This window comes from Candidatus Hydrogenedentota bacterium, assembly GCA_012523015.1.
Classification (GTDB): Bacteria; Hydrogenedentota; Hydrogenedentia; order Hydrogenedentales; family CAITNO01; genus JAAYBJ01.
In genome coordinates, this window is the sequence record JAAYJI010000004.1 from 1 (window position 1) to 11725 (window position 11725).

The window sequence follows — 11725 nt, forward strand, 5'->3', positions numbered from 1 at the left end:
AACGGCGGCATGACCTACCGCCCGGCTGATGCCGCTTGGTTGACGCTTTTCCCATGCATCAACAATAAGCGCGGATACCTGGTCAATAAAAAATTCACAATATTCTTCGGGATGGATGATTCCCGGGGCGGGATCTTTATAGGTACCGGAAATCATGGTGGGACCCGTATGCGTATGGGTTGCCGCCAAGATAATTTTGTTGGCATCCAGTTCCGGCAGATCCTTTGCAACGCGTTCCCTAACAGCGGCGACAATTTCTTTGGGGATATGCACGAGGTCGCAGGATACGAGAACTGCTTGATCGGGCGTACCATCGGAACGGAAGCCATCCATAACCAATGCATTTGCCATGCAAGGTTCGAGAACTTTTTTCGAGACCCGTTCGGCGAATTGACCGGCCAGCTGAACCGGTTTGTCGGGCGTGATCGTTGTCGTCGCCCAGCCACACAGTAAAGGCGCATTTTTAGGGTCTGAAGCTGTTATGGTCTCCTTTGCCCCGCGGGGAAGGGGTGTTTGCGCAGCCACCATGGAACTGCCTGCAATGGCTGCCCCTGCCACACTTATGAAATGGCGGCGATTAAGCAGTTTTTTTGATGTCTCGTCGGTCATATTTCTCTCCTTTCCTTTTGCAGTCGTCTTTCATTAATCCGGCCCATTGAGCCGTTGATTTTAGTACGCGATTGAAAATAAATGCTTTGTTAACAACAGCAGCGTTGCAAACATACCTTATAGATAGGGTTTATTTTTCTTAAACAACAAGATCATGGTATCTTGTCGTCCCTGTCTTTATCAAAAGATAAAGGATAGATACGTGATTCATTGACTGAGCGGAGAGTATTTTCCTGCCTATTTTGAGGGTGATTCATGATACTATACACGCTCTTGTTCAGCCTCTTCATTAGTTTTCTATAGGTGTTATTTTATGCTTACCGAAGCTTTAGACTACAGCTTACCTGAATCGCTCATTGCCCAGTCGCCTTCACCACAACGGGATGAATCACGGCTCATGGTGGTGGATCGAGATTCCGATTCCATTCAATTGGACAGTTATAAAAATATCGCTCAATATTTAAAGCGCGGCGACACCATGGTCCTTAATGATACACGGGTGATTCGTGCGCGTCTTCACGGTCATAAATCGAGCGGTGGTCGTGTGGAGCTGTTTCTGTTACAAGAAATAGAGTCGGCTTGTTGGATAGCGCTGGTTCGGCCTTCCGCCAAGGTGAAGCCGGGAACAACGGTACATTTCTCAGGCGGCTTGGATGCCCGCGTAGATGGATGGGTTGAAGGTGGAAAGCGAAAGGTTTATTTCAACGACTCGGAGGTCATCGAACGACTTGAAGGGGCGGGTCAAATCCCATTACCTCCCTATATTAAGCGTGAAAAAGAAGATCGGCAGGATGCCGAACGTTATCAAACGGTCTACGCACGGATACCGGGCGCTGTGGCGGCTCCCACGGCAGGGCTCCATTTTACGGACCGCGTCTTTCATCGTTTGGATCAGCTCGGTGTAGGCCGGGTTTCCTTAACTTTACATGTTGGTTATGGTACCTTTAAACCGATTACCGCAACATCACTGGAAGAACACCGAGTCGACGCAGAAGAATATGATTTTCCTGAAATTGCGTGTAAAACGCTTAATAAAACGAGAGAATCGGGCGGTCGGATCGTCGCTGTGGGGACTACTTGTGCCCGTGTTCTGGAAACGCAATTTTCCGACGGTTCTTTTCGAAGCGGCAGCGGCACCACTTCGCTTTATATTAAACCGCCGTATCAATTTCAGGGAGTGGATATACTGCAAACTAATTTTCATTTGCCCAGGTCCAGCTTGTTGGCTTTGGTCTGTGCTTTTGGCGGCTATGAATTAATTATGGAAGCCTATAGGCGCGCTGTTGACGAGAAGTTCCGCTTTTATTCCTACGGCGATGTTATGTTGATTCGGTAGCCTTTTTCTTTCGCGCGGCGGTCAAGCCTTTCATTGCTTTCTCTTGAAATAGTTGTTGAAGCCTTTGTATAGTCTATCCAAGGGGAAGGGTATGGTGACTGAGGAAGGATGATGATTAAGTCAAACAAATGGAGTAACGAAAAATACTTATGAAGGTTCCCATGTTGGATTTGCGAGCACAGTACGCCTCTATTAGAAAAGAAATAGAGGAAGCTGTATTACAAACATTGGAAAAACAGCAGTTTCGCGGCGGTCCCATCGTTGAAAGTTTTGAGAAGAATTTGGCGGCATTCGCGGAAGTGAAGCACGCTATCGGCGTCGGTTCAGGTACCGACGCGCTCTATGTGGCGCTTCGAGGCTTAGGGCTTAATCCCGGCGACGAAGTGATCACATCGCCCTTCTCGTTTTTCGCCACTGCCGGCGCTATTGTAAATGCCGGGGGCGTGCCTGTATTCGCCGATATTGAAGCGGACAGCTTTAATATGGATCCAGCATCAATCGAGCCGCTAATCACCGCTAAAACCCGTTGTCTGCTGCCTGTTCATGTCTTTGGTCAATGTGCTCAGATGGACGCCATTGAAGCGATTGCGAAGCGGCACAACCTGCCCATTATTGAAGATGCGGCACAGGCTTTGGGCGCGAGGTATCAAGGAAAACAAGCGGGGGCTTGGGGCTATGCTTCTGCCCTAAGTTTTTATCCGACGAAAAATTTAGGCGCAGCAGGTGAAGGCGGCGCCATCTTAACCAACGACGATGACGCGGCACAGCATTTACGCCTCCTTCGTGGTCATGGTATGGACTGCCAATATCATCATATCGAAATCGGTGTCAACAGCCATCTGCATACGCTGCAGGCTGCTGTTCTTGATGTTAAAATAAAGAAACTGGAGGAATGGAATAAGCAGCGTCGAGCACGCGCTTCTTATTACACCAGCCTGCTTCAACAGTTGCCGGAGATTGTAGCGCCTACAACGATCGAAGATGCGTGTCACTTGTATCATCAATATGTGATCCGAGTTCCGGACCGCGACCGTGTCCAAAAGGAACTTCATGAAAAAGGAATCGGATGCAGTGTATTTTATCCGAGACCGCTGCACCGTCAACCCTGCATTGAGCGTTTATTGAAGGCCCCTGCATATTGTCCGAAAGCAGAACAAGCCTGCCGGGAAGTGTTGGCACTGCCCATCTATCCGGAATTAACTGAAACTCAGCAAGACGCGGTGATCGCAGCCTTGGCCGAGCTTGTGCCTGCCTGAGGATCGGTTTGCATTCAATGAATTTATCATTTACACTAATTCCATAAACCCTAAGGAGATTACGAAAATGAAAAGACGAAGTTTTTTGAGTTCCTGTAGTGTTGCCGCCCTTGCTTCCGGTGTTATGAGCGCAACATCAAGCATTGCCGCCATTCCTGAAGATAAACCCTTCTCCAATACGAAGCTGCGCATGTCGGCTCCCTTGGATTGGTTTCCCGGCAAGCGCCCCGAAGACAAGTTAGAGGCCGTTGCCGCTTGGGGGCTGCCCGCTTATGAATGGCTCTGGCCTGTGGGCAATCCCGATTCGTTGCGCGCCAAAGCAGATACGCTGGGTTTGGAACTGAGCTGTATCGTCGGGGCAGGAGCGATTGCCGACGGCTGGATGGTTCAGCAGGAAGATCACGATAAAACAGTGGATATGTTTGAAAAACGTGTGGAACTTGCCAAGAAACTGGGCTGCAAAAAACTGGTGGGATTAACCGGAAACGTACGTACTGACATTTCCATGGAAGAGCAGACTGACTATGTCATTCAATGTCTGAAGCGGCTCGCGCCCATTGCCGAAGACAATGACGTAACGATTGTTATGGAAACTTTGAATCCTTTGGTGGATCATGTGGGCTTCTTTTTTACGCGCACCGATCAAGCCGTCGCCATTTTGAAAGAGGTGAACAGCCCTCGTATTAAAATCCTCTTTGATATATATCACCAACAGATAACAGAAGGCAATGTCATCCGCAATTTCCGCGACAATATGGAGTATATCGGCCATTTCCATGTGGCTGACAATCCCGGACGAAAAGAGCCCGGCACCGGCGAATTGAACTATGCCAATATCTTCAATGCCATCAAAGAAACGGGTTACGATGGTTATGTCGCTTTGGAATGCGGTCATTCCACAGGCAATTACGAGGAAACACTGAACGCTACGCTGAAATGTCTTGCCTGATTAACAAGTAATCAACGAGACCGCTTGCAGTAGCTGCGATACCTTTACAGTTGCCGCGACCCTTTGAAGCCGAAGCACTATCGCGGCAGTGTCCGATAGATTTCTCCGGCGCGTCGCGTATCGCCGCCTTCCTGGTAGAGTGTCGCCGCAAGAGCAGGACGCCCCGCTTTTAGAAAGCGCGCTGCCACCAGCAAAAACAGGTGATTGCGATCGTCAATGGGAACACTGTCGGTGAACTCATTCTTTTGCAGCCAGCGATAACATAAATCAGCCGCTTTTATTTGGATATCGAATGAGTCTTGGGTGGTGGTGAAGTATTGGCTGAACATGGTTGCTGCTTTTTTGAATTCTTTGCCTTCGGCATACATGGAAGCGGCTCCCGACATATCCCCATTTTTGTAGAGTGCCGACGCAGCACGCGAATAATTACCGACGCCGGCGAAAAAGCGTGCTGCCGTTTCATATTCTTTCATGCGGAGCAACATACGTGCTGCCTTGGTTGTTTGCCCGGCTTTCGCCATTTCCTCTGCAGCCCGTTTGTATTGTTTGTCTTTTACGAACCAACGCCCCGCTTCCTCGGGTTGGTTGAGCCGGGAAAAGAGTTCCGCCATGTGCCCGTAGCGCTTCTCCTTTTTGAGTTGTGCCAGCGTGTGCAGCGGATGTTGAACCATATCCAACTCATCGACAAAGGTAGTGTCACGGACGGTATAAGGTTCCCGCACATCATAGCCTTCCATGCTTTTATTTATTTGACGCCGCGTCTGAAGACTCCGAATCCCGGCGTGTATCAGGCGTATTAGATAGAGGAGGATAAAGAGCAGTGCAATGGAAACCAGTACTTTAAACACGAGTTCTGTACCCTCGTGAATATTATCTTCTCCTAAAAAGCGTTCCAACCATTTGTAGGGAACACCCAAGAAGTTGACATAGTACATATAACCGAGATTTCGAAAGATTGTAAAGATTATTTCCATGCTGCACCTTATCTGAATTTAAAAAAAGAGTAATAAGTCACGGGGAACTCTATTCTGCCACAATCCAATCTTGATTTAAAGCTTTGCTCTATAAAAGAAGGCGCGAATATATCCTATTGAAAACCCCCTTCTTTCCGTGGAGGAAACAAGGGGGCGTAAGTGAAGGATAAGTAACGCTATGCTGTGGGTATGCAGGCGCAGTGCTATTTAATGCAACACTTCGTTGAATAGACCGCGCGGCGGGAAGGGGCATCACTCAGGGGCGAAGTGTTTTTTTACATAATCTTTTAGTAATTGCTGCGCCTCATCTTTGCATTTGCCGCAAACAGTGCTGATCTTGGTTTGTTCTTGCAGTTCCAGAAAGGTGCGTGCTCCATCCAGCACTGCTTCTTCAATCTCATGATCCGTCACATTCATACAGGTGCATACAATGCGCGCTACTTCTTTAACAACCTTCCCGGCTTGACCTGAACGAAGATAGTAGTCGTTAATGGCTGCCCGCAAGGCTTTATCGCCAAGTACAGAACAGTGGATTTTGTTTTCAGGAAGTTGTCCCAAGGCAGAGGCTATTTGCCTCGGCCCGATGTTGAAGGCCTCATGAAGGGGCAATCCAATGACAAGTTCAGACATAACGGATGTACTCGCTATAGCGCTGGCACAGCCGTAGGTGCGCCATTTGCAATCAGCGATCGTCTCATTCTCTTTATCAACTTTGATGACCACCAACATTTCGTCGCCGCATTGGATATTGCCGACGATTCCTTTGCCGTCATCCTGATAATCGTCATCTCTGAGTATATTTCGAGGGTTCATAAAATGGTCTTTTACAATGTCTGTATAAGCCCAAGATTGGTGACTGCTCATAATTATTTTCTCCCGTATACGGTAGACATTTCGCGTATCCGATCGATGACGCGGGGTAATTTGTCCAGTACATAATCAATATCATTCATCGTATTTTCTCTGCCCAAGCTCATGCGAATCGAACCGTGAGCCCGTTCAACGGGCATGCCGGTCGCCAACAAAACGTGGGAAGGTTCGAGCGATCCGGAGGCACAGGCTGATCCCGTGGAGACTGCGATACCTTCAAGATCGAGGTAGAGGAGGATACTTTCTCCTTCTGCCCCGTCAAAAGACACGTTCAAGGTTGACGACAGGGAATCCGTTGGATGTCCATTAAACCAGACGTCCGGGATACGTTCTTCAATTCCTGTTTTTAAAGCTTGTTTGAGGGTCTGCATGCGCAAGGATTCTTCATCCATTTCCAGCGCGCGCATTTCCACCGCCTTGCCCATCCCCATAATCCCAAGCGTATTTTCGGTACCGGCCCGTCGCCCGCGTTCTTGATGGCCGCCATGGATCATGGGGCAGAAGTGCACGCCCCGGCGCACATAGAGCGCGCCGCCCCCTTTGGGGCCGTAGATTTTATGGGCGGAAACGGTAAGGAAGTCCACGCCTAAGTCATGTACGTTAATGGGTATCTTTCCAAAGGCCTGCACGGCGTCCGTATGGAAATGGGCGCCCTTTTCATGGGCGATACGTGCGATGGCACGAATATCCTGCAAGGTGCCGATTTCATTGTTCGCCATCATCACAGAAACCAAGCCTGTTTCTTCGGTGACTGCTTCTCGCAGGGCGTCCATGTCTATTTTTCCATAGCTGTCTACGTCAATATAGACGATTCCGGTACCCTGTCCCGTTAAGCATTTTGAAGTTTCTAAGATGCAAGGATGTTCGATTGTTGTGGTAACAATACGGGGTTTATGTTCCCGGTCGCAGCTGCAGTGTGTGGCGGTGCATCCAAGTATGGACAGAACTGTATTGTTTGCTTCAGAACCGCTGCCTGTAAAAATAATTTCTTCAGGTAACGCGCCGATAAAGGTGGCGATCCGTTCACGTGCTTCATTAACGAATCCCTTGGCTTGCCGGCCAAAAGCGTGCATGCTTGAAGGATTACCAAAATAATCCATACCATCTTTCATTGTCTTGATGACTTCCGGATGCAAAGGTGTTGTCGAATTGTGATCCAGATAAACATGTCGTTGTGTCATTGTCATATCATACCTTCCATAAGAAATTGACGCGAACGCGCCCAGTAAGTAGCCCGTAGTTTAGAACAACAAGTCGACTCCATACTATTCCCTGACGTCGGAAATCTCTGCTGTTAAAAAGCCTCGGTAGATTTGATAGAAAAATAGTCTTCAGCAAAACGGCGTAAATGGTACAAGTACATTTCTTTTGAACGAAATTTCCCGCTGTAATGCGCGCCTTCGATAGCTACAAAATGTTTAGGTTCCAAAGCCTTTTCATAAAGGCGTTGTCCATGCTGAAAAGGAACAACGGTGTCCTCCCGACTATGGATCACCAAGAGCGGACAAGAAATAGAATGTATTTTGTCCAGATTATTAAATTGAATATGCCATATCAAAGGAAGAATGAGCCAAGAAAAAGTATCCTGCACCACGTCCCGTGCAGAAGTAAAGCTGCTTTCCAGAATGAGTCCTGCCCCTTTGCGCGTCGCGGCAAGTTCTACCGCCATGGCGCCGCCCAAAGAACTGCCCGCCAAGATAATATGGTCAGGCGCAATGTTGCGGGTAGATACCAGATAATCCCACATGGCGTGGGCGTCGGCATAGCATCTCTTTTCCGAAGCTTTACCGCTGCTTTCCCCATAACCGCCATAGTCATAGAGAAGAACAGAGAAGCCGGCTTCACGATAGAGCGCAACATCATCCAGATAGCCTGTTATATTACGCCCGCTGCCGTGAGAAAAAAGTATTACATAGTCAGCATTTTCCAGAGGGATCCACCACCCGTGACTTTTTTCTCCATTCACTTCCAACCATAGGTCTTCATAGTCCCACGACCGCTCATCGGGCTTTTCACGGACAAGGGAGTCAGCGCGCATGAACAGAAGCGGTTCCTGCACCATCCACAACAGGAACACGATAAGCCCATAGAACAGCAACAAAAGTACCGGTATAAGGACGGCGAATTTGATGATTGTCTGCCGCATTGAGTCAGATAAATTCCTGGGGTTGCCGTAAATTATCAAGCCTGTAAGTGCTTGCCATCTTTTTCTGTAATGGTATGCTTTTACCCATGTATGATACCATTTTTAAAATAATGATCGTTGAGCTTTGCCATGATGGTGAAGGGATAAAGGAGAAAAGTCGTGGTCCTTCGTTTTAAGAAATATTTATTGTATCCTCTGGCGTGGTGTTTTGTGGCAAGTACCGTTATCGCCTCCATGGAGGCAATCACCTACTTTATAATATTAGATGGGCTTGTTGATTTGACCCTGCCCGATTTTTTATATCACTATAGCGTTTCAATTGCAGTCATGGGCTGTACGCTGGCGATAACTTGGGGATGCTTCTTGGTTTTTGCGGTGTGGTTGGGATCCATGCGTGCAGGCTTAGCTATTTTTATGCTCCTCTACACAGTCTTAATGGCATCCTATCTGATGCACGTCTTAAATATCGTTTTCGCCTATACCGACAAGTACGCGCCCTATTGGGGATTACTAACCCGTTACTTTTTAAGTTTTGCAGTCATAAGCGCTGTGTTCTTCAGCCTTATCTTGGGAAAAATAACGCGGAACCGAAATAAGGTGTTGACCCTTCGTCCTTTCACCATAATTGCCCTTCAATTTTTTGCCCTTATCTGCATCCTATGGCTGCGCAACACGTCATTACCACAATTGTCGGGCGGAATATTTATCACCCTTTATTTGGCGCTTGCCTTACTATCCATTTTGTTGTTGTGGTTTTTGTTTGCATCTCCCAGACGGCTTCAGATCTTTTTGATTGTGGTTTTCCTCCTATGTATAGCGCCGTTACTCCTTTTTAAGAACAACCCGGCAGCAGAAGATGCTGTGTCGACCGAGGGCGCTCCTGCTGCCGCCCAAGCCAAACACGTAGTCCTCATTACGGTCGACACGCTGCGCCGCGATGCCTTGGGATGTTATAACGCCGAATACAAAGGACAAACACCACAGATCGATGGATTGGCTGAAGACAGCACTGTATTTACAAAAGCCTTTAGTGCTGCTCCGTGGACCTGTCCTTCAGTAAGTTCCATTTTGACGGGTCTAAGGCCTCAGGTGCACCAAATGATTACCGGGAAAGGGGCACTGACAGAAAAAGCGCCGACCTTGGCGGAGGCGATGCAACAAGGAGGCTACCATACAAGCGCCATCGGCTTTAACGGTCTTTTGCAAGAACGGAGCAAATTGAACCGCGGTTTTAAGGAATACCACTGGTATCCCATGCAAAAATACGATATCGAACATTTTGGCGTGGGCTTGACTCATGAATTAATCTATATGCTGCCGCGCTTAATTCCTGACGCTTCCGGTATGACCGATCATGCCATTGAATGGGTTCAAGAAAATCGGGAACGGGATTTCTTTTTGTGGCTCCATTATTTTGATCCTCACACGCCTTATAAACCGCCCGTAGCGCATCAACCTAAACAAGGCGGCGACGGAAGAGAGATGGAGTTCCACGAAACACGCGCTGCTCGTATGGGCAGTACAGCCCGTTCTGTGGAAGACCGCGACTGGATCAGAGCCCTCTACCAAGGCGAGGTGCGTTTTATTGATGCGGAACTGGGTCGTTTCCTCGAAGCGCTGCGCAGTCTCAATCTATACGATTCTGCTTTGATTGTTTTCACTTCGGATCATGGCGAAGAATTTTGGGATCATGATCTTTTCGAGCATGGTCAAAGCCTGTACAATGAATTGGTCAATGTTCCATTCTTCATTAAAAGTCCGCACAGCAGCGGGCAGGATCACATAGAAGATAATGTCAGTACCCAAGCCATTATGCCGACCATTCTTGAATTATGTCACATTAGTCCTGAGTATCCGGAAGGGCTGATGTCGTCTTTATCGCCCATGTTATCCACGGCCGCGCCCCATACTGCAACGGAGCCTATCTACATTGGATCCAGTCTCTTTCATGACCGCTTGGAGGGCGTAGTCTTTGATTCTATGAAATATATTCATGGGACTTTGTCCGGTCATGAGTGGCTCTTCAATTTGGAGGCGGATCCCGAAGAACGCAATTCATTAATCTTTCAGGACGCGGAGAATTTGGAGCGGGGCAGGCAGCTGTTGGAGCAGCGCAAAGAAGAGGACGCCCGCTTCCGCGATCAGTTGGGCATAGACTCCGATGAGGAGGAGCCGCTGGATCCCGAGTCTATCCGTTCCCTTGAAGCACTGGGTTACCTGTAAACGCTGCAAAGCTCAGGCATAAAGATCCATACCGCCGGCGCTATACACAAAGGCACACCGTGAAAGGCTGCCCGTCAATTCTTCCATGTGCTCGTAGAACTGTTCTTCTTCCTTTGCATCGGGGAGATCGAAACCTAAGATAACCAAGGCCGCATCGGCAGAAGTCGAGATAATGGCTTGGGCGGAGTCTTCCGCCACAATGACATGGGGTGTTGCCGGGATACGGGATGCCTGAATCAACTCTTGTAAATGACTATAGACCTGTTCTTCTCCTGCTTGATTGGAAATGATGCGCATCAACCGGACCGTGTGGTCGCGCCAGTTCAGATTCAAAGAAAGGAGATAGGCGAGGAGGAGCATGAGCGGTCCGTTATCTTTTCCGCGCCACCACACGTCTATGGTGCCCTCCGGCACTTCGCGAGGATCTGCCGGATAGTCGGCAAGGCGCATACAAATAACGTTCCTGCGCAGTTGGATAATATTGCGTATGGTCGCAAAAAAGGAGGCCGCTTTTTGATAATCGGAAGGCCAGCCCGTCAAAATCGTGTTGGGACGCAACAGTCCGATGCCGTGACACTGAACAAGAGACTGGATACCGGCGGTGATATCGGGCGCAACCACTACGGCGGGAAAAGCCTGCAACTCCTGTTTCGAAATAAATTGGCGCAGCAATTCTTCTTGGCTGTCTCGGCGGCCGCTGCGATCCGTAATGTCGCCCGTAATAATCTGCCCTAAAGAAAGGATACCATTGCCGGCGGCGAACCAGTGTCCGTAGAGCGCGATATGGGGCCGCTCCCAACCGCCTCCGCTGAGCGCTAGAATAATAGGCCGCCAATTTTTAGGATGATGTGCTGTTTCTTCCAGCTGAACCAAATTTTTGCGAACCCGTTCAAAGAGTACGCCGCTTTGCAGACTGCCCCAGCGCCCCTCAATCTTGCGATAACTGATATAGCGGTACAAAGAGATCATAACGACAAGGGCAACAAAGGCCTGAACAGGGGCAATTAAAAACATCACGATCAAACACGCCAAGGCTCCGACTAAAGAGATGGACCAATGACAATAGCGAAATTTAGGACGATAACTCGGGTTGCCTGTGACGGACTCATAGAAGGTTGCCATATTCAGGGTGCCGTAGGTGATCAAAAACGCCATGGTGATGATGGGCGCAATCACGTTTAAATCACCCAGCATGATGCCCGCTTGCGACAACACAAAGGTCATCAAGATGGCGTTGCGCGGTTCGTCGGTGGAGGAAGACCCTTTCGCAAAGATTTGTAAAGGAGCAAAGAGCCGGTCGCGGGCAAGTGCCTGCAGAATGCGTGGCGCGCCCATCATACATCCTACCGCTGAGGATAGGGT

Annotated in this window: 10 protein-coding genes; 4 read left to right on the forward strand and 6 right to left on the reverse strand. The window is 48.8% G+C overall.

All coding sequences use genetic code 11. The annotated features are described in order from the left end of the window. Positions 1–609: hypothetical protein (locus GX117_00130; GenBank protein ID NLO31751.1), on the reverse strand; the 609-nt coding region annotated here is incomplete at its 3' end. Positions 610–922: 313 nt separating this feature from the next. On the opposite strand from GX117_00130, the gene queA reads away from it, so the two are divergent. The 3 genes from queA (at position 923) to GX117_00145 (ending at position 4150) form a co-directional block, all read left to right on the forward strand. Continuing rightward, the gene (gene queA, locus GX117_00135) at positions 923–1945 is read left to right on the forward strand and encodes a tRNA preQ1(34) S-adenosylmethionine ribosyltransferase-isomerase QueA (GenBank protein ID NLO31752.1); all 1023 of its coding nucleotides are present in this window, start codon (positions 923–925) and stop codon (positions 1943–1945) included. Positions 1946–2106: 161 nt separating this feature from the next. Continuing rightward, positions 2107–3201, forward strand: coding sequence for a DegT/DnrJ/EryC1/StrS family aminotransferase (locus GX117_00140; protein ID NLO31753.1), 1095 nt, complete (start codon positions 2107–2109; stop codon positions 3199–3201). A gap of 67 nt (positions 3202–3268) precedes the next feature. After that, the gene (locus tag GX117_00145; GenBank protein ID NLO31754.1) at positions 3269–4150 is read left to right on the forward strand and encodes a TIM barrel protein; all 882 of its coding nucleotides are present in this window, start codon (positions 3269–3271) and stop codon (positions 4148–4150) included. Between the two features lie 77 nt (positions 4151–4227). On the opposite strand, the gene GX117_00150 is transcribed toward GX117_00145, so the two are convergent. From GX117_00150 to GX117_00165, 4 genes are all read right to left on the reverse strand, one after another. Continuing rightward, positions 4228–5124, reverse strand: coding sequence for a hypothetical protein (locus tag GX117_00150; protein NLO31755.1), 897 nt, complete (start codon positions 5122–5124; stop codon positions 4228–4230). A 252-nt stretch (positions 5125–5376) separates the two neighbouring features. Beyond that, complete coding sequence (locus GX117_00155; protein NLO31756.1) at positions 5377–5988, reverse strand: iron-sulfur cluster assembly scaffold protein; 612 nt, start codon at positions 5986–5988, stop codon at positions 5377–5379. A gap of 2 nt (positions 5989–5990) precedes the next feature. Next, entirely contained in the window at positions 5991–7175 is a 1185-nt protein-coding gene (locus tag GX117_00160; protein ID NLO31757.1) for an IscS subfamily cysteine desulfurase, read from the reverse strand. 113 nt (positions 7176–7288) lie between these two features. Then, the gene (locus GX117_00165; GenBank protein NLO31758.1) at positions 7289–8140 is read right to left on the reverse strand and encodes an alpha/beta fold hydrolase; all 852 of its coding nucleotides are present in this window, start codon (positions 8138–8140) and stop codon (positions 7289–7291) included. 159 nt (positions 8141–8299) lie between these two features. On the opposite strand from GX117_00165, the gene GX117_00170 reads away from it, so the two are divergent. After that, positions 8300–10363, forward strand: coding sequence for a sulfatase (locus GX117_00170; protein ID NLO31759.1), 2064 nt, complete (start codon positions 8300–8302; stop codon positions 10361–10363). 12 nt (positions 10364–10375) lie between these two features. Here the strand turns inward: GX117_00170 and GX117_00175 are convergent. Further along, a partial coding sequence (locus GX117_00175) for an amino acid permease (protein NLO31760.1) occupies positions 10376–11725 on the reverse strand: 1350 nt, incomplete at its 5' end.